Source organism: Enterobacter cloacae complex sp. 677-3DZ2D5B (assembly GCF_004136695.1).
Lineage (GTDB): Bacteria > Pseudomonadota > Gammaproteobacteria > Enterobacterales > Enterobacteriaceae > Enterobacter > Enterobacter hormaechei_C.
Genome location: NZ_QFLS01000022.1, coordinates 46,357 through 67,581 on the forward strand (window position 1 = coordinate 46,357; position 21,225 = coordinate 67,581).

General features: G+C 54.0%; 24 protein-coding genes and 1 pseudogene. All 25 read left to right on the forward strand.

Going from position 1 to position 21,225, the window contains the following annotated elements:
- Positions 1 to 5: 5 nt before the first annotated feature.
- The 25 genes and pseudogenes from DD597_RS23345 (at position 6) to DD597_RS23465 (ending at position 21,224) form a co-directional block, all read left to right on the forward strand.
- A pseudogene (locus DD597_RS23345) lies at positions 6 to 709 on the forward strand (ParB/RepB/Spo0J family partition protein).
- On the forward strand, positions 709 to 1,377 hold the full coding sequence (locus tag DD597_RS23350) for a ParB/Srx family N-terminal domain-containing protein (RefSeq protein WP_040110316.1): 669 nt from the start codon (positions 709 to 711) through the stop codon (positions 1,375 to 1,377). The pseudogene DD597_RS23345 and the gene DD597_RS23350 overlap by 1 nt, the downstream one beginning before the upstream one ends.
- On the forward strand, positions 1,374 to 2,012 hold the full coding sequence (locus tag DD597_RS23355; protein WP_016051719.1) for an ATP-binding cassette domain-containing protein: 639 nt from the start codon (positions 1,374 to 1,376) through the stop codon (positions 2,010 to 2,012). The genes DD597_RS23350 and DD597_RS23355 overlap by 4 nt, the downstream gene beginning before the upstream one ends.
- Positions 2,005 to 2,259 (forward strand): hypothetical protein, encoded by a 255-nt coding sequence (locus tag DD597_RS23360; RefSeq protein WP_001113021.1) that lies wholly within the window; start codon positions 2,005 to 2,007, stop codon positions 2,257 to 2,259. The genes DD597_RS23355 and DD597_RS23360 overlap by 8 nt, the downstream gene beginning before the upstream one ends.
- Positions 2,260 to 2,264: 5 nt before the next feature.
- Entirely contained in the window at positions 2,265 to 3,155 is an 891-nt protein-coding gene (locus DD597_RS23365; protein ID WP_058652471.1) for a hypothetical protein, read from the forward strand.
- Between the two features lie 9 nt (positions 3,156 to 3,164).
- Positions 3,165 to 3,431 carry a hypothetical protein gene (locus DD597_RS23370; protein ID WP_000176291.1) on the forward strand — a complete coding sequence of 89 codons (267 nt, stop codon included), beginning with the start codon at positions 3,165 to 3,167 and terminating at the stop codon, positions 3,429 to 3,431.
- Between the two features lie 197 nt (positions 3,432 to 3,628).
- Positions 3,629 to 4,270: a hypothetical protein gene (locus DD597_RS23375; RefSeq protein ID WP_006812517.1), complete on the forward strand. Its 642-nt coding sequence runs from the start codon at positions 3,629 to 3,631 to the stop codon at positions 4,268 to 4,270.
- A 2-nt stretch (positions 4,271 to 4,272) separates the two neighbouring features.
- The gene (locus DD597_RS23380; RefSeq protein ID WP_002211787.1) at positions 4,273 to 5,529 is read left to right on the forward strand and encodes a phage terminase large subunit; all 1,257 of its coding nucleotides are present in this window, start codon (positions 4,273 to 4,275) and stop codon (positions 5,527 to 5,529) included.
- A 33-nt stretch (positions 5,530 to 5,562) separates the two neighbouring features.
- A complete protein-coding gene (locus DD597_RS23385; protein WP_040110315.1) occupies positions 5,563 to 7,137 on the forward strand; it encodes a phage portal protein in 1,575 nt (524 codons plus the stop codon).
- A 22-nt stretch (positions 7,138 to 7,159) separates the two neighbouring features.
- Entirely contained in the window at positions 7,160 to 8,056 is an 897-nt protein-coding gene (locus DD597_RS23390) for a DUF6651 domain-containing protein (RefSeq protein ID WP_040110314.1), read from the forward strand.
- A gap of 26 nt (positions 8,057 to 8,082) precedes the next feature.
- Complete coding sequence (locus tag DD597_RS23395) at positions 8,083 to 8,958, forward strand: major capsid protein (RefSeq protein WP_040110313.1); 876 nt, start codon at positions 8,083 to 8,085, stop codon at positions 8,956 to 8,958.
- A 74-nt stretch (positions 8,959 to 9,032) separates the two neighbouring features.
- Positions 9,033 to 9,956: an Ig domain-containing protein gene (locus tag DD597_RS23400; protein ID WP_129256624.1), complete on the forward strand. Its 924-nt coding sequence runs from the start codon at positions 9,033 to 9,035 to the stop codon at positions 9,954 to 9,956.
- A gap of 43 nt (positions 9,957 to 9,999) precedes the next feature.
- Complete coding sequence (locus tag DD597_RS23405; protein ID WP_000801184.1) at positions 10,000 to 10,434, forward strand: hypothetical protein; 435 nt, start codon at positions 10,000 to 10,002, stop codon at positions 10,432 to 10,434.
- A complete protein-coding gene (locus tag DD597_RS23410; RefSeq protein WP_000057119.1) occupies positions 10,434 to 11,267 on the forward strand; it encodes a hypothetical protein in 834 nt (277 codons plus the stop codon). Before DD597_RS23405 ends, DD597_RS23410 begins: the two co-directional genes overlap by 1 nt.
- A gap of 97 nt (positions 11,268 to 11,364) precedes the next feature.
- Positions 11,365 to 11,709, forward strand: a complete 345-nt coding sequence (locus DD597_RS23415) for a hypothetical protein (RefSeq protein WP_040110309.1) — start codon at positions 11,365 to 11,367, stop codon at positions 11,707 to 11,709.
- Positions 11,700 to 12,173: a hypothetical protein gene (locus DD597_RS23420; RefSeq protein ID WP_040110308.1), complete on the forward strand. Its 474-nt coding sequence runs from the start codon at positions 11,700 to 11,702 to the stop codon at positions 12,171 to 12,173. Before DD597_RS23415 ends, DD597_RS23420 begins: the two co-directional genes overlap by 10 nt.
- Before the next feature lies 1 nt (position 12,174).
- Positions 12,175 to 12,558 carry a minor capsid protein gene (locus DD597_RS23425; protein WP_000469441.1) on the forward strand — a complete coding sequence of 128 codons (384 nt, stop codon included), beginning with the start codon at positions 12,175 to 12,177 and terminating at the stop codon, positions 12,556 to 12,558.
- 74 nt (positions 12,559 to 12,632) lie between these two features.
- A complete protein-coding gene (locus DD597_RS23430) occupies positions 12,633 to 13,379 on the forward strand; it encodes an Ig-like domain-containing protein (protein ID WP_058652467.1) in 747 nt (248 codons plus the stop codon).
- A gap of 59 nt (positions 13,380 to 13,438) precedes the next feature.
- Positions 13,439 to 13,756, forward strand: a complete 318-nt coding sequence (locus DD597_RS23435) for a hypothetical protein (RefSeq protein ID WP_000163862.1) — start codon at positions 13,439 to 13,441, stop codon at positions 13,754 to 13,756.
- Positions 13,757 to 13,881: 125 nt separating this feature from the next.
- On the forward strand, positions 13,882 to 14,106 hold the full coding sequence (locus DD597_RS23440) for a hypothetical protein (protein ID WP_000952684.1): 225 nt from the start codon (positions 13,882 to 13,884) through the stop codon (positions 14,104 to 14,106).
- 7 nt (positions 14,107 to 14,113) lie between these two features.
- Positions 14,114 to 18,694 carry a tape measure protein gene (locus tag DD597_RS23445; RefSeq protein ID WP_129256625.1) on the forward strand — a complete coding sequence of 1,527 codons (4,581 nt, stop codon included), beginning with the start codon at positions 14,114 to 14,116 and terminating at the stop codon, positions 18,692 to 18,694.
- Positions 18,695 to 18,735: 41 nt separating this feature from the next.
- Complete coding sequence (locus DD597_RS23450; protein WP_000440566.1) at positions 18,736 to 19,071, forward strand: phage tail protein; 336 nt, start codon at positions 18,736 to 18,738, stop codon at positions 19,069 to 19,071.
- Between the two features lie 89 nt (positions 19,072 to 19,160).
- A complete protein-coding gene (locus DD597_RS23455) occupies positions 19,161 to 19,859 on the forward strand; it encodes a phage minor tail protein L (protein WP_016051624.1) in 699 nt (232 codons plus the stop codon).
- Positions 19,852 to 20,649 carry a C40 family peptidase gene (locus tag DD597_RS23460; protein ID WP_023316016.1) on the forward strand — a complete coding sequence of 266 codons (798 nt, stop codon included), beginning with the start codon at positions 19,852 to 19,854 and terminating at the stop codon, positions 20,647 to 20,649. Before DD597_RS23455 ends, DD597_RS23460 begins: the two co-directional genes overlap by 8 nt.
- Positions 20,637 to 21,224, forward strand: coding sequence for a tail assembly protein (locus DD597_RS23465; protein WP_023316017.1), 588 nt, complete (start codon positions 20,637 to 20,639; stop codon positions 21,222 to 21,224). Before DD597_RS23460 ends, DD597_RS23465 begins: the two co-directional genes overlap by 13 nt.
- The last annotated feature ends 1 nt before the right edge of the window (position 21,225 follow it).

The following is a 21,225-nucleotide window of genomic DNA, read 5'->3' on the forward strand; positions in this document are numbered from 1 at the left end:
TACTTATACAATGGATTGTATCAGAATTATGGATGTGAAAATTACGATTCTGCAGGTGGAAGTCGCGAACCTGCGTCCGAATCCCTGGAATACCAACTCCGTTGGGGCGCAAAACTTCGAAAAACTGAAAGGCTCTATCGAAAAATTGGGCTTTTTTAAGCCAATTCTGGCGCGGGAGCTGGACGGGGGCGTTTTTGAGATCCTCGGTGGCGAACACCGCTGGCGTGCCGCGATGGAGCAGGGCATTTCAACGGTTCCCGTCATCTCCGTGGGCAAAATTAACGACCTGGTGGCCAAACAGATGTCCCTCGTCGATAACGAGCGCTACGGCGAAGACGATCAGGTCGCTTTGCAGCGCTTAATCGAAGAAATCCAGTCTGAAATCGACTACCGGTTGTCCGATATCGCCCCGTATGACGACGAAATGGCGGCAACACTCGCCAAAGCGTCCGTTATCGATCTTGAGGCGCTGGAAGCGCTCTCCCGTGGCGATGACGAGCCGGTCGATGAGGACAAACGCGAGAAAACCGAGCGAGTCGGCGCTGAACACCAGACGATGCGCTTCAAAGTGACGTTTGATGCGTCAGATCGCGTCGCCGACACCATCAAAACCATCATCAAAGAGCAGGGAATCAATACCGGTAACGAAATGGAGAACGCCGGGGAAGCCCTGGTGTGGCTGGTCGACTACTACAAGGAGCGTATGTAATGACCAAAAACTTTGAAATCGTCTATCGAAACCCGGCAGAACTCATCCCGTATGAGATGAACGCCAAAAAACATGACGAACAGCAGATCCGCGACCTGGCGGCCGCCATCAAAAAGCGCGGTTTTGACCAGCCGATCACGGTCGACAAGCATGACGTCATCATTACTGGCCACGGTCGTCGCGAGGCGGCTCTTCTGGCTGGTCTGGAGCGTGTGCCGGTCATCGTTCGCGACGATCTGAGCGAAGAAGAAGTGAAGGCGAAGCGTCTGGAAGACAACCGCCTGGCCAGTATTGACTACGACGCCATCAAATTGCAGCAGGAACTGGAATCCCTAGTGCTGGGAGAGGTCGAGGTCTTCGGTTTTGAAGAGCGCGAGCTGAACGTGCTTGTTGGTAGCATGACCGAAGAGATGGAAACCGGCTCTCTGGTGCTCGATCTGGGCGAAGAGACGGAACGCCAGAAAGAAGAGCACACCGAGATCAGTCGCGAAGTGGCCTCTGAAGAAGTCCGCGTCATCGACGTATTGGGCTTTAAAACGCTCCCTGCTGGCTCTGCCATTGTGGTTGGGGATTTGCTTGCCCACATGGAAGAAATCACGGGAGAGAGCGGGGTAGACGCTTTCGTGGCGTATGCGGAGAAAGTTTCTTCTGGGGAGCTGGCTGCATGAGCAAATACACCATCAACGTATCGTTTCAGACCCGCGTGAACAAAACCACGCGCACGCTGGAGATTGCCGAATCGTTCGGTCTTGGCCTGGACGAAAAAGAGTGGACGCTTTACGACAATCTGGAGCTGGAAGTGAAGCAGGGCGATGTGGTGTACATCACCGGCCAATCCGGTTCCGGTAAATCCGTTGTGCTGCGCGAGCTGCAACGCCAGATGAAGGATGAAGGGCTTTCTGTAGCCTCCATCGATGACTTTGCCTTCGACAATGAGGTTAACGTCATTGACCAGCTGGGCAAAACCACCAGCGAAGCTCTGGGGCTGCTGTCTATGGCCGGATTGAATGACGCCTATCTCTTTGTGCGCAAGCCATCCGAGATGTCTGATGGTCAGAAATACCGTCTCAAGATCGCCAAGCTGATCGAGTCAGGCGCCAAAGTCTGGGCAGCCGACGAATTTGGCGCTGTTCTCGACCGTGTAACCGCTCAGGTTGTGGCGTCGAACCTCCAGCGTGCCGCCCGAAAGGTTGGTGCGACGGTAATGGTGGCGACGACCCACGAAGACCTGAAGAACGCGCTGCGCCCGGATATGCAGATCACCAAGCACTACAAAGAACGCGTGAAGGTCGAATATGCCTGATTTGAAGATCGTAGAGCTGAAGCCATCTAAAGAGGCTGACAACAACAACGTTGAAGTCATCCGCCTGCTTGAAGAAGCACTCCAGTACGCCAGAGAAGGCAAAAGCCAGAGCCTGGCGCTGCTGATGATCAACAACGACGGCAGTGTTCTGGATTGCTGGCATAACGGTGGGCGTCCATACGTCATGGTTGGGGCGATGGAATCGCTTCGCCTGGACTTCATCAATGCCAATATCGAGCGCAGGTGATCGACATGACAGACATCATCATCAAACGCTACCGCCCGGAAGAGTTCCCGCGTCATCTGGACTTTCTGGAGCATATGACCGTTACCAAAGGCACGGTTGAAGACTGGCACGCGCTGAAGTCGCTGCACTACAAGACGGATGGTAAGCCGTTCGCGCCAACGTATTATCGCTGCGAACTGGACGACCGGCTGGTGGGCGTCGTGGTTATGGCTTACCCGAAACTGCTGCTGGCGCCTCGCCATCGCATGTTTCCTAAGCTGAAGCCAACCACCAATACCACCGTGGCCAACCAGTATTGGGGCCGGTACGTGAACAACAACTTTGCGGTGATCAGCCGTTCCGTTGTGGACACTCAGTACCGCGGCGTCGGCGTCTCCTATCGAATGATTAACCTGGTTAGCAGGATGCACGACCGGCCAATCATCGAGATCCAGTCATCGATGAGCAAATACAACCCGTTTGCCATGAAAGCAGGGTTCCAGTTCATCCGTCCGGAGCGTCCGAAGAGCTATGAGAGTGCGTTGCGCGTCTTCCAGCGTCATTTCCGTTCCGACCCTGGCGACAACGAAGCGATCGTCAAAGAGCTGTTCGCCATGAGTGAGTCTCGCCGTCGTCGTGCGCTGCGTGATCTGGTCGCTGACTACCACAAGAACAGTTCCCTGGCCAAAGCCGGGCGTAATCGTGGCACGACGATTCAGGACATTGCCGACAGCCTGGTGGACGAGGCCAGCATCGTGAAGCTGCTCAAGGACATTCACAACCTGAGCTTCACGTCTCCGCTGTATGGTGTGTACCGAAACCCGGACTTTGGTCGTCAGTTGCCGGATACGCTGCCACTGCTGGCATTCGACAAACAGCCTTTGAATAAACCTCTTGAAATTGCATTACCGGCATAAGGATTTGCCATGACGTTGACCGACAAACAAAAAGACATCATCAAAACCATCAATTTAGGCCATGAGCGTGGGCATCTGCTCGATCTGGACGAGCTGCTTGAAGTGCTGCCGTACAAAACGACCAAACAGAGTATGCAGTTCTCTATCCGCGCACTGGTAAAAAAGGGGCTGGTGGAGAAAGGAATGTGCCGCCAGCGCGGTGATTCCGGCTACCACCGTCGCACGCTGGGACTGACCACGTTAGGTCGTGCCAGAGCCAAATTACTGGTGATGTAAGTCGGTCTGGGAGCCAGTTTGAGAGCCTGCTTCCGTATATATATAAATACTAAGTGACTTATTAAATATATACGGAAGCAGGTTCTGAATACTCCCCAGCCCGGTTTTAAACACCCAGAAAACAAATTGGTTAGGCACAGAATTAAACAAGTTGTTTAGGAGCGCAAGGATGCGCTCTGAGTGTTTTAGAGGGATCTATGACTGTAGAAAAAGACGAGAGCAAAACTCGCCTGACACCAGCTGAGTGGGCAGAAGCCGAAGCGAAGTGGACTTCCGGCGAATACACACTCTCCAAGCTGGAGGAGGAGTACGGCATTCGTCGTGAAACGCTCTCCAGACATTTCAAAAAGCGTGGATTAGAGAAAGGCGCGGACTCCGTTGGGAAGATGGTGCGCGAGTCGCTCAAATCCGACGCAGAGCTGCGTGCGAAGGCGCGCGCAGAGAAAATCGAAGAGCGCCGGACTCGTTACGACGATTGGGCATTCGCACTCGGTCGGATGGTGATGCATGAGGTGGCCACAGCCAAGAAGGACGGCAAGCCACTCGCAACCATCGAAGATGACCTGAAGAGTCTCCAGCGTGCCAGCGGCACACTCGCTAAGTGCTTCGAAATATCCTCGAAAGCGCTCGGTATGGATCGCGCTGAGAACGAAGAAGACGAAATCCCGAACCTGGTATTTGGCGAACTTACGCCTTCCCAGGTGGCGCAGCTGCGTAAGGAAGATGATGAGCCGGATCTGATTGATGACGATCTGCTTGAGTCACTCGAAGAGGAAGCACTGAGCGAAGCAGAGGGCGATTCTGACGCGTCTGGTGATGAAAGTGATGGGAGCGTCTAACTATGGCCATCCCGTCATCTCTGAGTCTCGTACAGCTGCATTCTGGGCAGATGCAAGTCTTCCAGTCGCCACATCGTTTCAAAGTGGTGTGTGCGGGTCGACGCTGGGGTAAATCCCGGTTGTCGATCTCCACCATCATCCGCGCGGCAGCCAAAGAGAAGAAGCAACGTGTCTGGTACGTCGCACCGACTTACCAGATGGCTCGCCAAATCTTGTGGGATGACCTGCAGGAAGTTCTGCCGCGCAAATGGGTTCGTAAGAAAAACGACACCACGATGACCATCGTGCTGAAGAACGGCTCTGAAATCGCGCTGAAAGGTGCGGATAAGCCCGATACGCTTCGTGGTGTGGCACTGCACTTTGTGGTGCTCGATGAATTTCAGGATATGAAGCCGGACACCTGGTACAAGGTACTGCGTCCGACACTGTCCTCTACCCGTGGCGGTGCGCTGATCATCGGTACGCCAAAAGGCTTCTCCGAGTTCCATAAGCTGTGGACTATCGGTCAGAACAAAGATTTGCAACGCAAAGGGCAGTGGAAGAGCTGGCAGTTCGTTACGGCTGATTCTCCGTTCGTTCCGAGCGCGGAAATCGAAGCGGCGAAGAACGATATGGACCCTAAATCGTTCGCACAGGAATACCTGGCCAGCTTCGAAAACATGTCCGGACGCGTTTACTACCCGTTCGACCGCAATGTGCATGTGAAGCCACTCCAGTTCAATCCGAAACTGCCGATCTGGGTTGGTCAGGACTTCAACATCGACCCTATGTCATCGGTCATCCTGCAGCCGCAGCCAAATGGTGAGTTGTGGGCCGTAGACGAGGTTGTGCTGTTCTCTTCCAACACGGCTGAAGTGTGTGATGAGCTGGAGCGTCGTTTCTGGCGCTGGAAGTCTCAGGTCACTATCTTCCCTGACCCGGCAGGTGCGTATCGCCAGCACGCACGCGGTGAATCGGACGTCGATATCTTCAAGGAAAAAGGTTTCCTTCGAGTCGATTATCCGAAGAAGCACCCGCCGATCGCAGACCGTGTTAACGCAGTGAACCGCATGTTGATGAGTGCCTCGGGCGAAACCCGGTTGTACATCGATCCGAAGTGCAAACACCTCATCGACTCGCTGGAGAAGGTGATCTACAAGCCAGGCTCACGCGATATGGATAAGACTGGCGGCATCGAACACAGTGCGGATGCGTTGGGTTATCCGGTTCATCGTAGGTATCCGGTGAAAAATCGTGTTATTCTTGGTGGATCTAGATAGGTAAGTACCTACCTAAGCGGAAAGGAAAAGCAAATGGAATTGACTGACAAGCAAATCAAAGACCTTGTGGCACGACGCCACCCTGAATATGAGAAGAAAAAAGAACATTGGGACTTCCTCGCCAGCACCTACGCTGGCGGGCGTGCCTGGTTCAACGACAATATCTTCCGTTACTTCAAAGAGGGTGATCAGGAGTTCAAAGAGCGCCTGGAACGCGCTTATCGCTTCAACCACACTCGTGAAGTGGTAAACCTCATCAACAAATACCTCTTCAAAGAGGTCATTCACCGCAACGTTGATGAAGCACCGGAGCAGATCCGCAATTTCTGGAAGCGAGCCACACGCCAGAACACCTCCATCGATGCGTTTATGGCGGCTATCGATCTGCAATCATCCATTTATGGCCGTATCTGGGTTGTCGTGGACAGCACCATGAACGTCGATGTTGAGTCTGTTGCAGACGAGAAGAAAAATGATGCGCGTGCCTACGCTTACTGGATTTCGCCGCAGCAGCTGCTTGATGTTGCTTGGGATGAAGACGGCAATATGTTGTGGGCGCTGATTGTTGAAATCGCGCGCGACGACGAAGATCCGTTCACTTCAACCGGGCAGGAATACCAGCGTTATCGTCTGTGGACGCAAAACGAGTGGTATCTCTTCCGTGAAGAAGTGAAGAAAGGTTCCGGAAATAGCGGTCGTCGTCAGGCCAAAGTCGTTCTGGAGGATAGCGGCCAGCACAATCTGGGCGTGGTGCCGGTGTTTCCGGTGGACTGCATTGGCGAAAGCGAGTCTCCGTATTTCAGCCCGTCGTTGATTGACGATATCGCCTATCTTGACCGCGCCGTGGCCAACTACCTGTCGAACCTTGACGCGATTATTCAGGATCAGACATTCAGCCAGCTGGCGATCCCGGTTCAGTCACTGCTGCCGGGCGATGAAAACCACACCAAAGTGCTCGAAATGGGGACAAAACGCGTCTTCACCTTCGACTCTGAGAGCGGTAATCAGCCATTCTACCTGTCTCCAGACCCGAAACAGGCTCAGATGATCATCACCACGATTAAGACGGTGATTAACGAGATCTACCATTCCGTTGGTGTGGCAGGTGAGCGAACCAAGCAGGATAACGCACAGGGCATCGATAACTCTTCGGGCGCAGCGAAGATGTACGACTTCCAGCGCGTTAACAGTCTGCTGGTGACAAAAGCAGAGCGCCTCGAAAGGGCAGAGCGCCAGATGATGCAGCTGGCAGCGAAATGGATGGGTGTCGAACTGGATGAAGACCACTCTCTGATCGCGTACCCGGAAAGTTTCGACATTCGCGGTCTGACTGACGAATTTGCCGTTGCTGAGAAACTGTCTCTGCTCCAGGCGCCTGATTCTGTTCGTCGTCATCAGATGGAAATGCTCATCGAGAAGGTCTTCCCGAACATTTCCGAGGCGATGCAAAAGGAATTTCAAAAAGATCTCTTGAAATTTCCTCCAAAAAATGATCTTAATACCCTTGAAAATAAGTCAGTACTTACTTATGATCGAGATGCAGCCCAAGAAAGCGGGCAAGATCAACCCCGAGGGAATGGGGACTCATCTACTCAAGAGACCGAGTGATAAGTAACGAAAAGGAATTTCTATGAATCTGTGGCAAATGCTTATGGCCAATGGTGGCCTGATGGATGTAGCTGAAGCGCATGAGCGCGGAGGTGCTGGTGGCGGTGCTCCTGCTGGAGACAATGAGCAGGGCAATCAAGACCCAGGCAAACAGGGCGAGCAAAAAGAGCAACCGAAGGGTGACGACGACGAGTATGCCGGTATGACTCAGGAAGAGTTGCTGGCAGAACTGCGTAAGTCCAAGAAAGCCGGTGCTGACCTGCTGAAAGAGAACATGAAGCGCAAGGAGAAAGAGCGCACATTGGCCGATCAGCTGGCTCAGTACGGTGATATTGACCCGGCGCGTGCTCGCCAGCTTCTCGAAGCTGAACAAGCCGCAGAAACCGCACGTAGGGAGGCGGAGCAGGCTGAACTGGAACGCCGTGGTGAGTTCGATGCTGTGAAAAAGCAGATGATCGAAGCGCACCAGGCTGAACTGGCACAGCGCGACGAACGCTACTCCACTCTGGAGAGCGAGAACGCCGCACTGAAGGCTCAACTGGTCGAAATGACTGTTGGCGCTTCCTTCAGCGGCTCTGCCTTCCTGCGTGACAAAGTTCTGATGACTCCGGCTAAGGCTCGCGTTATCTACGGCTCTCATTTCGAAGTGGGTGAAGACGGTAGTGTTGTGGGCTTTGATAAGCCAGCCGGTCAGAAAGAACGTGCAGTTCTGGTTGACGGTGAAGGCAAACCGTTACCGTTCGAATCCGCGATTGAGCGCATTCTGCGTGCAGATCCGGAAGCTGACGCACTGTTGCGCAGCGAAGCCAAGCAGGGTGCTGGTTCCAATAGCAAACCGACCCACAAAGTAAACCAGCCGAAGAGCAAGTCGACTATGGATAAGTTGACCTCCGGTCTGGGGAAAATCGGACTCAAGTAACATCTTAAATCATAGGGAAATGAAAGATGCCATTACTGCGTGATGAAGCTGAAAAGCTGTCTAACAACGAACTTGAGCAGGGTGTGATCGAGACCATCATCGATCGCGATGACCTGTTCGCTGTTCTGCCTTTCATGAAGATTAATTCTAAGGCATACCTCTACAACCGCGAAGCTACCCTGAGCGAAGCAACCTTCATCGATGTGAACGACACCATCACCGAAGGCGCTGCAACCTTCACCGAACATGTTGCGAAGCTGCGTATCCTGGCAGGCGACGTAGACGTCGACAAATTCCTGGCGACCACTATGTCCGACACCAACAACCAGCTGGCAATCCAGGTTCGTCAGAAGGTGAAAGGTCTGGCTCGCGCATTCCGCCGCAACCTGATTCTGGGCGACTCCAGCACCAACAACAAAGCGTTCGACGGTATTCCGAAGCTGATGCACGACGATCAGAAGATCGACATCGAAGGCGCTTCCATGACCTTCTCCATGTTCGACGAGCTGGTCGACGCGGTGAAAGATCTGGGCGCAGACTGCATCATGATGCGTTCCGAGCACCTGCGTGCTTACCGCGCTCTGCTGCGTACCGTTAGCCTCGGCCCGTCCGAAATCATGATGGAAAACTTCGGCCGTCCGATGCTGTGCCACAACGGTGTACCGTTCATCGTGAACGACTTCATCCCGACTGACGCGGGCAAAGCAAGCATCTACTGCCTGCACCTGTCCGAAGAGAACGGTGTGACTGGTCTGTATGGCGGTGAAAACGCCGGTATCGTTGTTGAGAACATCGGTACTGTTCAGAACAAAGACGCAACCCGTACCCGCGTTAAGTGGTACTGCTCTCTGGCGAACAAGCACGACAAGGCTATCGCCGCGCTGACCAACGTAAAAATTTGATCAGTATGGTAGGTAAGTAATTATCTACCGTTTAGGGGTGGGCTATACGCCCACCCTTTTTGTAGGAGCGAGAAATGCCAGAACAAAAGATGAAGATCACGGAAGAGGCGTTTGCGGATTTCACGGGGCATATGTGCCGTGCCGGATTCACCAATTCCATCTCCAACGAGCCTCTGAGCGAGCGCCAGCAGAACCATCTTGCGGCTTGCTTCCGGGCAATTCCGTTCACTCAGTCTGTCACCATTACACCGGCTGCGCCGTCCGTATTGGCGGGTAAAACCGTTCAACTTAGTGCAGGTATCACCATGAGCAAAAGCGCAGATTCATTCACCTGGACGTCGGCCAATGACCAGGTTGCCACAGTCAGCGGTACGGGTCTGGTTACTGGCGTGACTCCGGGAAAAGTGAAGATCACCGCCACCGGTAAGCAGACTCAGCTTTCTGCGTCAGTCGAAGTGACCGTTAAGCCTGTCAGCGTGGAGTCCGTTACGGTAACGCCAGACTCTACCTCTGTTGAGAAGGGGAAATCGGTCAAGTTGCGCGTTGATGTACAACCGTCAAACGCAACCAATAAAAGAGTCACCTGGACTTCCAAAAATAGCGACAAAGCGACCGTTGACCAGAACGGTAACGTAGCTGGCGTAGCCGTTGGTACGGCAACCATTGAAGTGGTTTCGCAGGATGGCAGCCATAAAGCTACTGCTACGGTTGAAGTCACTGAGCCTGTCGTTGCTGTTACTGGCGTCTCTGTCGATCCGAGCACCACCAGCGTTGAAGCCAACAAAACGGTACAGCTGACCGCGAAAATCGAACCGGCTGGCGCAACCAATAAGCGCGTAACCTGGGCGTCAAAAAATGCCGAGTTCGCGACGGTTGATAGCGCAACTGGACTTGTGACCGGTGTGGCTGCAGGTACTGCCACTATCGAAGTCACCACGGAAGACGGTAGCCACAAAGCCACTGCGACCGTTGAAGTGACCGCAGCACCGGCTGCGTAACCAACACATGGGCGGCGATGCCGCCCATTAAGTGAGAAGAAGAATGAAACCAGCAAAAATTCGTTTATTGGAGCCTCAATTTTTGGGGTACACGGGCATTCTCTGCGGTATCCAGTTTGTCGACGGCATCTCGGTTGCCGAACTGCCATTCATCGATCAGCAGCGGATTTGTGCCTCCATGCGTGCCACTACCGTTGAAGGCAAAAATGTATCTCCTTCTGCCGCGTACAGCAGCCGCAATGATTTAACTGCGGACGACATTGTCGAGACGGCGGCCCCGGATATTGTGCCAATGAAACGTGGTACGGCTGAAGTGGAAGCCAAACCGGTACAGCGCTTTACTCGTGAAGAGCTGGAGTCGATTGCGGACTGTGAAGGTATTGCGGGTCTGCGTCAGATCGGCAACCAGATTGGCGTGAAAGCCAAAGGTATCGTTGAAATGATCGAAGGCATCCTGAAAGCACAGGGCGGTGAGTAATGGCGCAGATCGACACGTACCGTAGCGGGGAAGCAGTTTCCCTGTCGTTTGCATTTAACGTTCTGGATATTGAGTCGGCCACGTATACCGTCAGAGATGGCGCAGGTGCGATCATCGTCGATAACGAACCTCTCGATATTACTGAGGGGCAGATGTCCATTCCGGTTGTCGTGTCGGCCGAACACAACCTGCTTTCAGATAAAGAGCGCGATCTGCGACACGTCATTGTCAAAGCGGTGGCATCCGGGCTGACGCATGAAGAGCGCAAGATGTACGTTCTGCTGAATAGCTTCGAGCTGTCAATTCCAGGCCAGTCATTCGCAACGGTCGCAGACGCCCAGATGCAAGCTATCGATATGCTGAACGGCGACACCCTGTTAGCTGATGGCGAAGGGCTGATGCGCAAACGTCTCATTGAGGCCACCAGACGCGTCAAAACGCTGCCGTTCTCAATCCGCAAAGTCCTGCGTATCGACTTCGACCGGTACGATCGCCCGCAAAACATGCTGAACGTCTATGACATTCCGTGGGGCGCTGACGGGGCATATCGTCACGATCTGATCGATTGGGAGCAGATGACGCCTGAGAAATTCGACGAGTTCCCGGACTACTTCAAACAGGCATTAATGCTGGCCGTGGTTAATGAAGCCTGCGAAATCGCTAACGGCAATGACGTAGCGGCAGCCCGCGAGGACGGCATTCTGTCTGAGTCCATTGGTGAAACGACCAATATGTACCGCACCGGCAAAGCGGCAAATGTGCATGTGGCTCGCAGTACCTGGCGACTGCTGGTCAGTTACATCAATAACCGCATGATTGTTCGCCGTGCGTAACGCCAGTCGCATTATTTACTTCTGGTCGAAAGGCTCAAGACGAGCAATCGCGCCTTCGCCTGGTAATGAGTGCGGCTGCCAACCACAGGGAGAGTGCATGAACATTTCATGGCAAGCAGAGATAGCGATTTACCGTCTGGGTTCGAAGAACGTCTACGGTGAAGCGCAATTGCAGTTCGTCAGGAAGACGAACGTCGGCGTCGTTAAGTTTGAGCAAAGTAACGAGAAGTCATCGGTACGTGCGGACAGCTCCGGCAGTCGCGGTAAAGCGAATCTGGAATTGTTCGATGCTGTTCTGGTGATCCCACTTGAGGCCGCAGTGCGGCTTGATGACGTTCTCATTCTGGAGGGGCAAAAGCTGAAGGTATCCAGCGTGCATCGTCGCTGGGGACTGCGTGGGCGCCCAGGGCATCTGGAAGTAGGGGCAAACATATGGGTCTGAAGTACGACGCGCATCAGTTTAAGCGTGCTGGCGACAGGCTCAATAACAGCCAGAAAGCCTTTAAGCGTTATCTCATCCGTGACATGGAGAAGCTGGCGCGTCTGGTTGAGCGTCTGGCGCGGGCAATGGCCCCGCTGGAGACCGGCTCACTCGAAAGCGCGATCTTCGCGAGAGTGGTCAAAGAAGGCTATACCGGGCTGCGTATTGAGTTATCGGTATCTGGAGCCAAACCACGCGAAGGGCATCCGGGCGTTGAGGTTGGTGATTATGCGGAGTACATGGAGTTGGGCAAGTATCGTCTAGGCTATCTCTCCCGCATGAAGAGCGTCACCAACCCGCCAGTCGCTGGTGTGAAGCCACGAGTTGGGCCTTTGTTCCTTGAGAGAGCCGTGCAGAGCAGTGAGAAGCAGTTCACTCAGACGATAGCAGAAGCGGCAAGGAAAGCAGGTTTTACGAGAGGTTGATGTGTTTATTGAAGCATTTGCGAGCCTGATGCAGAAGGCGAAGATCGGTACAGTCGGCACTGACATTTTCTGTCACTACATGCCAGCCAATGTGAAGTCCGGTGTTCTGTTGGTTACTCCCAATACGGGGATCACAATTGACCATGAGTTAAAAGGCTTCTATCACGACTCTTTCACCGTCATCGTGCGTAATGCGACGATCACAAAGGCGGTGGCGAAAGCCAATAAGATCATGGACATGTTCCCGGTCGAAGAAACCGTGTCAGAGGGCGTTTACTTCCGGTTGGTTCGGCCAATGTCGATGCCGATTACTTATCCCAAAAACGAAGGTTCGTTGATTGAAGCGGGTATCCCGATTGAATTTGCGGGCTATTTGTTGAATTAATAAAATAAGTAAGTATATACTTATCATTGGCACCATGAAGGTGCTGATTTAACGGAAAAAGGAGTTTTCCAACAATGTCCAATACCCATGTAAAAAACATCAAACTTGGCGCCTGCAAAGTGTCGTTTGGTGGCGTTGATCTGGGTTACACCAAAGGCGGTGTTCAGGTTGAAGTTGCGACCGAAACTCTGAAAGTCACCGTAGACCAGCTGGGGCAGACCACCATCTCCGAGCTGGTGCAGGGTCGTAACATCACTATCACTGCGCCGCTGGCCGAGTCTGTGTTGCAGAATATGGTCGATCTGATGCCGGGTTCTACCCTGAGCGAAGAAGATAACGCTGTGACCATCACTTCCGCACAGGGCGTCAACCTGATCGACGTAGCCAAAGAGCTGGTTCTGACCCCGCAGGATACCACCGACTACGTTCTGACCATCCCGAAAGCTGCGACCGCAGGTAACTTCACCATGACCTACCAGTCTGATGATGTTCGCGTGTTCTCCGTTCAGTTCACCGCTTACCCGGATGACGACGGCGTGCTGGGGAAAATGAGCGGCCCAAAGCCGGTTAAAACCGTAACCATCTATCCAGGTTCACCGACCTGCAAAGTAGGAGCTACGGTTCAACTTTCGGCGCAAGTGCAACCAGATGATGTTGCAGACAAAACCGGTGTCTGGGCATCGGAAGATCCACTAAAAGCAACCGTAGACCAGGCTGGATTGGTTCGCGGTGTTGCAGAAGGCGCAGTCAACATTTCGTTTACTGCTAATAGCGGCGGCAAGAAGGCTACCAAATCTGTAACGGTGACTGCTGCCAGTTAACCGTGGTGTTAATTAAGCAGAGGCTCAGGAAGAGCCTCTCTTTTAAAGGACTTTAACCAATGACCAAATTACTCGATCTCGACTCCATTCTGCCTCCGAAGAAAAGCATCAAGTTCGGCGGTCAGGAATACCCCATCGTTGAAATGACTGTTGGCCTGTTTGTCTCCATCAAGCAGATGGAAGGCAAAGACCTCCAGAACATGTCGCCTGTTGAGCAGGTAACTGCTTACGCCGACCTGGTTCGCAAGGTCATCCCATCCGTGCCGGACGCTGTACTGGAAAAACTGACTGTTCCGCAGCTCCAGCAGATCTTCACCTTCGCTATGGAAGTGATTGATGAAGAGAACGAAAAAGCGGCTGGTGAAGGGGCAAAGTAATTTCCCGCGATGAATCTGGGGTAAAGACCGTATCGATAGATCTCGGATTCTATTTCAGTCGTGTAGTTGCTCACTACGCCGTGTCGCCATTAGAGCTGCTGGGCGTCCCTCTAACGATGTTCTGGATGCTCAGTCGCAACATCGACCGTCTGCGCGCGGAAGAGGATGTCCGCAACCTGCAAGTCGCTCGCGCTGCCCAGGCAGATGGCGAGGGCGTGAAGGCGTTCATGGAGGGTTTGCAACTCAGGATTGGAAGACCAGTCGTAACCGATAAAGTCTACGATCCACGCAAGGATAAGGCAGACCCTGACGCCAAAGAGCAACTGATGCAAATTTTTGGCAGAGGATGACAAGGGAATGTCACAAAACGTAGAGTTTATCCTGTCGCTGGAAGACAAGCAGTTTACAGCGTCAATCGACCGGGCGGGTAAGCTACTTACCAGATTCGGGGAGCAGGCCACAAAGCCCGTTCAGAAAATTAACAATCTGGAACGCTCGTTGGGTTCGGTATCCCGCATCATCGGCGTTCTGGAGTCCAAGCTCGATGCCACGGCAGACAAACTACAGGATGTAGCTGCCGGCTTCGAGCTTGTGTCTGATGTTTCGCGCAAGACGCGAGGCAACATTACCAGCCTCAACTCAGGTCTCAAAACCCTGATTGAGCGCGTCGACACAACCACCTCATCCGTTAATAAACTCACCACATCGCTGCGCAAGGTTCAGTCTGAACTCAACGAGTTTTCCGATTGGGCAACGTTCGCTGGCAAGAGCGCCAGCCGCTTCGGTACGGAGGTAAAAGAAGCCTCTTCCTCCGTGAGTGGCATGAATACGCGCCTTAACACCACGACGAAGCGTCTCAGTAATTGGGGTGTCACAACGAGCCAGGCTGCCGAGGGGCTGAAGAAAGTCCGCGATCAGATGGATGCCGTGATTGGCCGCCAGCAACTGATCAGCAAGCCGGTACGTGTGCGCACCAGCGGCTACGGTGAGGGCGGTGGTAATGGCGGTGGCGGTCGACGTGGCGGCACAAATGGCCACGGCGGGCGCGGTGCTGAAAATGGCGTGTTCTCTGGTCTGCGCGGCAATATTTTCCTGCTGGGCGAGATTGGTGATGCAGCAAGAACGGTAACTGACATCCTGTTTGGCTGGCAGAAGCCAATCATCGAAGCCGCCTCCGAAATGGAGCGTATGCGCGTCATGTTGCGCGGGCTGAACAAGGACAAGGCCAACCCTGGCAAAGCAGCCGCAGAGGATATGCAGTACATCGTGGATATGGCGCAAAACGCCCCGTTTGCGATGCAGGCGCTGACCGATTCCTTCGTTAAATTCCGCTCGGCAGGTCTCGATCCTACTGACGGATCGCTGAAAGCACTGGTGGACTCCGTTGCACGCTTCGGCGGCGATAGCGAGCTGCTTAAACGTGCTGCCGTGGCTGTCCAGCAGATGTCCGGTAAGGGCGTCGTGTCGATGGAAGAACTGCGTCAGCAATTAGGTGAAGCTGTTCCTAACGCGATGAAGGCGATGGCAGACGCTGCCGGTATCACTATGGGGGAACTGACCAAAGCAGTCTCCACCGGTACTGTGGAAGCGAAACAGGCGCTATCGCTGATGTTCGTTGGTCTGCGTGCGGAGAACGAAAACGCCGCCAAAGACATGATGCAAACCTACACTGGTGCGCTGGCGCAATTGCAAACCTCCTTTACGCTGTTTGCCGATCGTGTCGGTCAGGCGGGCTATCTGGATTCTCTCTCAAAGGGGATGAAAGAGCTGGCCTCCATCATGAATAGCGCAGAGGGCATTTCGTTCGCTAACTCGCTGGGTTCCGGACTCTCCACGGCGATCGACGGCTTACGCGAGCTGGCGCAGTGGCTGGCTAAAAACCAGGAACTGGTTATCAGCCTGGGCAAAGTCGTTGCTGCAATGGTGGCGTTCAAGCTGATGCGTGCCGGGATTGCAGGCGTGATTGGCACTGCCGGGCAAATGGTTAACACATTTACCAAGATGTCGACCGTTCTCCAGGCTCCGTTCAATCTGGGCGCGACAGCTGTCACCCGCTTTAATCGTGCGGCCCGTATGGGGCTGGCTCCAATCCCATCGCTGATCTTCGCTATCCGTGGCGCGATTACGGGGCTTCAGGGCGCGTTTGCTGGGCTAACTGCGTTCATTGCAGCAAACCCCATTGGTGCAGCGTTCACCGTAGCTACCGTGGCTGTAGCCGGTCTTATCACGTATATGACCATGCTCCGCAGCGAAACGTCTAAAGTCGTGGATGAGATCCGCAAAATCCCGGAGGCGATGACGGCGGCCAAGCGTGCGCAGATGGCAGCGCGTGCAGCCGAGCTTGAAAAGCAGATCCAGCGAGACCAGCAGGCGCTTAAAACCGGCGAAAGCGTGAACTACTACTCCACAGCGGCTGGCCCTGTCGCCGTGAAGGAGTCCAAAGAGGTTGTTGAGGCTCGCCTGAAGAAAAATCAGGAAGAGTACGAAAGAACCACAGGCACGATGGCGCTGGGTGATGGCGCGGTGGCCAAACGGCTGGCAAAAGAGGCTGCTGAATCCCAGATTGAGAAAATCCGGGCAGATAACCAGGTCTTCTCTGCGACGTTTGTGAAAGCCCGTCAGGAGGCTCTGGATAAGATCCAGAAAATCAACGACGACAAATCGCTTTCGGACGACGAGAAGAACAAGCTGCTCGCACCGCTTCGCGAGAAGGTGAACAAGTCCTATCTGGAACCGGCGCAGAAGCTGGTCGACGACCTGTCTTCTCGCAAAAACGCAACCGAGAAGCAAATTGCCCACTTCAGCGACATGCTGGAGAAAGCGAAGAAAGAGGGGAACACCGAGCAGGTTCAGAAGCTACAAGGCAGCATCCGTGGGTATCAGGAGCATCTTGAAGCTGTTGCTCAGGAGCTGACTCAGGCGGAGTTCGAGCGTGATAGCGCGGCGAAAACCGGTAAGGGCGTAATGTCCAACCAGGGAACCGTTCTGGGGCTGGGAACGACCGATAAAGCGGCTCAGAAAGCACTGGCGCAGTATATGCGGAACCAGATGGACTCCGCGACCTACCAGCGCACACTGCCAGACGGTACGGCGATGCTGGACTTCGAAGGCAAGCCGATCATCGGGCCGAAACAGCTCAAAACCCAGTTGAACCTGCAGAAAGCCTCCAGCGCCAGCTCTCTGGAGAAAATGAGCGACGAGGAACGTGCTGCCGCGATTGCCGCACTGACCAAAGCGCGTGAGCAGGATGCCGCAGCAGCGGAAAAAGCCGGGCAGCGTACTGCCAATGCTTCTCAGCGTGCCGCGAGGAAGGAAGAAAATGCGCAGCGTAAGCTGGCGGCCGGCTACCAGAAAGCCCTAGATAAAGCCGATCAGCTTATGGGGCAGATGGGTGAAAGCTCAAAAGCGACCGTGTCGTTTGATCAGTCTCTCCGCGATACCACCAAATCGCTGACCGAACTGGCCAACGCCGTACCGAATGAGTTCATCACTCAGGAGATGATCGACAAAGCCAAGTCACGCCTGGCTGACCTGGCTAACGCGAGCGACGACTATCGCGAGATGTTCAATCGTCGCAACGTCGAGCAAATGATCTCCACCTGGGCGCCGGAATCCGATTCCATCATCAGCGCGGGTTACAAGCCGTCTCGTGAAGAGAAGGTGGTCGATTTCAACGACACCTACAACCGTAACCTGAAAGCGTTGATGGATCTGCGTGACCAGGCTTCTGATCCGAAAATCGTGGCGCTTTACACCAAGCAGATTAACCAACTGGTGGCGGCAGGCAACACCGCGCTCATCAAAGAGACGGGTACGGCGACACAGAAGCTGGCGCTTGAGTACGAGAATCTGGCCGATCAGCTGGAAAACAGCTGGAGCAACCTGTTCAGCAACATGACGGATACGCTGACCGACTTCGTCATGAAGGGGAAATTGGACTTCTCCAGCCTAGCAGAATCCATTCTCCGCGACATCACCAACATGGTTGTGAAGACGCAGATCACCCTGCCTCTCATGAACATGCTGGGGATGGGGACGACGGCAGCGGGCAGCTCTCAGAGTGGCAATCTGCTTTCTGGTGTCGCGTCAGCGGTTGCCAACCAAGGCGTCCGGATGAATGCGGTCAACGGCGATAAGAGCGTGGGTGAGGCGACGAAAGAGACCTCCAGCTCGGTCTCCGGTCTGGGGCAGACCACTCAGCAGACGACCAGCGCGATTGGCTCTGCAACCAACGCGATCGGCAGCTGGGTGAATGGACTGTTCACCAGTACTGAAGCCAAAGACGCGGAAACCAAAGCGGTGAAGACATCCATCTTCTCCATGCAGAACCTTAGCTCTGTCACGGGGGCGCTTTCTGCCGCGTTTGCCATGCTGGGCGCAAACATGTCCGGCTCTGGCAATAAGTGGTTGAGCTTCGGCGCTACCATTGCCTCCGGGCTGGTGTCTGCCTGGGCTGGTGGCGGCTTCGACAACATCGGATCGGGTTCATCCGGCTCTAACTCCGGGTTCAACAATCTCACCGGATCGGCATCTGATGGTACTGGCGGCATCCCGGCAATTCCGAAGTTCGCCAAAGGCGGCATTTTCGGGAAAGACGGCGTGGTTCCGCTGCGTGCGTACCAGAAAGGTGGCATCGCTGACTCTCCACAGCTGGCGCTGTTTGGTGAAGGGGATATGAACGAAGCCTACGTTCCGCTTCCGGATGGGCGTTCCATCCCGGTCACGCTCAACGCAGAGGGTGTTAAAGGCGGCGGTGGCGTTTTCTCACCTGTCAGCATTGAGATCAACGTCAACAGCGACGGCAGTGTCTCGGAGAACAGCAATTCCGAAGGCGCATGGAGTCAGGCAGCGCAGCGCATGAAGGCGATCGCGCTTGAAACCATCGCTCAGGAGAAGCGGCCAGGCGGTTCGCTCAACCCTAACTCTCAACGTAACTAACCACGGCTGCCCCGGAAGGGGCAGTCTCACAAGGATGTGAGATGGAAAGACTGACTTTTAACTGGTATCCCGACTACGAGTCGGAAAAGACCGTGAAGCCTAACGTGACGGTGCTGAATTTCGGTGACGATTACGAACAGCGCCAGGCCAAAGGTCTCAATCGCATTAAAGAAGAGTGGAGCCTGACATTTACGCGCTCTTACGACGTTATTAATGCCGTCGATGACTTTCTGACGGCACGCGCGGCCGTTGAGTCGTTCTACTGGACGAATCCTCGTGGCAAAAAGATGGTTGTGGTGTGCGACAGCCATACTGTGAAGCGTTACCAGGGCTATCTCGTTCTCACTGCGACCTTCCGACAAATTTATGAAGGATAATTTAACCCACTAGATAAGTAAGCACTTATTTACTATTATCTATAGGCGCTGACAGGATGTTGGCGTCTCTTTATTTCAAGGAAGAAACGATGGGTATTAAAGCTGATATTCAGAGCTTGTCGCCCTCCGCGCTCATTGAGCTGTTCGAACTTGATATGTCGAACACCACCTCTGGGGGCAAGCTGTTTTTCCACGCTGGTACAAACGAACTGATGGAGCCAGTCGTTTGGCAAGGCGTGTCTTACGAACCGTGGCCAATCAAGGCGTCAGGCTTTGATAAGACTGGTCAGGGTACTTTGCCGCGTCCAAAAATCCAGGTCTCCAACTTTGCCGGAACTGTCTCCGCTGAAGTTCAGGCAAACGACGATCTGGTGGGCTGCCGCATCATCCGCAAGATGACGCTGGCGCGTTTTCTCGACGCGGCCAACTTCAAAGACGGGAATCCAACCGCAGATCCAAATCAGCACTTCCCGGATGAGATGTGGTTCATCGAACAGAAGACTCTCGAAACCCATGAGGTTGTCGAGTTTGAGCTGTCGAGTGTGTTCGATCTGATGGGCGTGCAACTGCCGTACCGCCAGATCATCAAAAACACCTGCCCGTGGAAATACCGCGGTCCAGAGTGCGGCTACACCGGCCCCTATTTCGACAAAAACAACCAGCAAACCACCATGTCAGGCGCGGATTACTGCACGAAACGCTACGACTCATGCAACGCACGCCGTAACTACTTTGCCAATGGCGTAATCCACTTTGGCGGGTTCATTGGAGCAACGCGTTATGGGTAATAGAGCTTTCCCTGAGCTTGGTTCGGACGTTATGCAGGAAATCTATCTGACAGCCATCAAACGCTACCCGAACGAAGCGTGTGGCTTTCTGGTGCGTACCACTGGCGAGAAATATCGCTTCATGGAAGCCCGGAACGTGTCGGAAAACCCGGAAAACACGTTTGTTATGCACGCTGACGACATTATCGCAGCGGAAGATGCGGGATACGTGGTTGCCATCTGGCATTCCCACACTGACGAATCAGCTGAAGCGTCATACGCCGACCGCGCCGGATGCGAGGCAACGGAAGTTCCGTGGCTGATTCTGGCTGTTAGGAAGAATGTCGAGGGCGATGCGCCATTTCACTTCAGTGAGATGAATGTGATCACCCCAGACGGCTTTGAGATGCCTTATCTGGGGCGGCCCTATGTGTTTGGTGTCTTCGACTGCTGGATGCTGTGCCGCGACTACCTGAAGCGTGAGTTCAACGTCGAGTTGAATCCAAACCCGCACCTGCATATTCCATCGTGGTACACGGGCGATACCGACATTCTCGATCAGAACTACCGCAATGAAGGGCTTGTTCGTCTGGCGCCGGGGACGGAACCCCAGCGTGGTGACGTCTTCTTCATTCAGTACGGAAAGATGCCTGACCACTGCGCGGTGTACATCGGAGACGGAATGATCCTGCACCACCAGATCGACCGTCTGAGCTGTCGCGCTTATTACGGTGGCATGTACCAGAAACACACGACGCACCACCTGCGTCACAGAGACTTACTCAAGGGAGATGAAACGTGTCTGAGTTAGTTCATGTGCAACTTGGTGGCCCGATGGCCAGACATTTCGGCCGCCACTGGCATTTAAAAGTGCGCAACACCAAACAGGCGTTGGATTTGGTCGAAGCCAATCGTCCGGGCTTAAAAGCATGGATGAAGCGCAACATGAAGACCTACGACAGTTACCACATCCAGATCACCAATAAGCAGGGGCACAAGTGGTCGGTTGATGAGAGCGAGTTTCAAATGATGGGGCAGTCCGACAACATCGCGAAGATCCGCATCACACCGGTTCCTCGCGGTAGTGGCGGTAAGGCTTTTGGTTGGTTCCAGACAGTCGTAGGGGCACTCGTCATGGTTGCCTCATTCTGGTTCCCAGCGCTGGCCCCGCTCGGCTTGTCGCTAATGATGGGCGGTATTTCGCAGCTAATTTCGCCCCAGGCGACCAATGACAGCGTAAGGCAGGCAGATAACTCGAACTCGTTTTATTTCGACGGGCCACAAAACACCACTAACCAGGGCAACCCGGTTCAGCTCATTTATGGCGAGGAAATTCTGGTCGGCTCACAGGTTGTGAGTTCTTCGATCACCATCGACCAGCTTTAGT